Genomic DNA, 751 nt, shown 5'->3' on the forward strand with positions numbered 1-751 from the left:
AAGTATAACGCCTGGGAGACTAGGTGTCCTTTTTTTGCAAAAAAACAGGCCTAAGTTTCTCAGTGTTGAACTTAATCAACACTAAAAAGCTTAGACCCGGATAACTTGCACTTTTGTGAAATTTAAGGTATAAATGAATTGAATGAAAGCGCAAACATTTACGCTAAATCAGGAGGTCTGTCATTATGAAAATTATTGTAACTGATCGCGTCAGCAAGTGGTTTCATAGCGAAATGGGGCTGTCAGACGGCCGTGGTGTCCGCTTCTTCGGCAAGGTCTATGGCAGTACACCGGTTCATGAAGGGTTCTCTTTGGCCATGATGCCTGACGATCATCCTGAAAACCCGTATGCAATGACCAAAAAAGATGGGGTCAACTACTATGTTCCAGAAGATGACCGCTGGTTTTTCAAGGGTTATGATCTGATTATTGATTATGATGCCAGCCATGATAGTCCCAGATATAACTATGTTGAAAACGGTGAGATGTAAAGTAGTCATTTTTTACGGTTGGAAAATAAATGAGTTAAAAATAAATGAGTTAAAAATAACGAGGCTGTGCCATAAGTCTCTTTTGGTAAGTATCCTAATGGACTTCTTAACTGAAAATAGTAATAAATGGCCATTTGTTCAATACTTCGATATGGCCTAATGTAAGCACACTATAACCGAACGTCTATGAATGCGTCTAACGGCGCAGTATGATCACCTTATCAATTATGATGAGGTGATTTTTTATGACTAAGCTTCAA

The 751-nt window shown here is 38.7% G+C and carries 1 protein-coding gene; it reads left to right on the top strand.

Annotation, left to right across the window (positions count from 1 at the left end):
- Positions 1 to 185: 185 nt before the first annotated feature.
- Positions 186 to 491, top strand: coding sequence for a HesB/YadR/YfhF family protein (locus FFM73_RS12580; protein ID WP_137631952.1), 306 nt, complete (start codon positions 186 to 188; stop codon positions 489 to 491).
- The last annotated feature ends 260 nt before the right edge of the window (positions 492 to 751 follow it).

The sequence above is a fragment of the Secundilactobacillus hailunensis genome (assembly GCF_005405185.1).
GTDB lineage: Bacteria > Bacillota > Bacilli > Lactobacillales > Lactobacillaceae > Secundilactobacillus > Secundilactobacillus hailunensis.

What these genes read in the sequence shown, in the direction of transcription:
- FFM73_RS12580 (WP_137631952.1), top strand. Translation starts at nt 186, where the DNA reads ATGAAAATTATTGTAACTGATCGCGTCAGCAAGTGGTTTCATAGCGAA.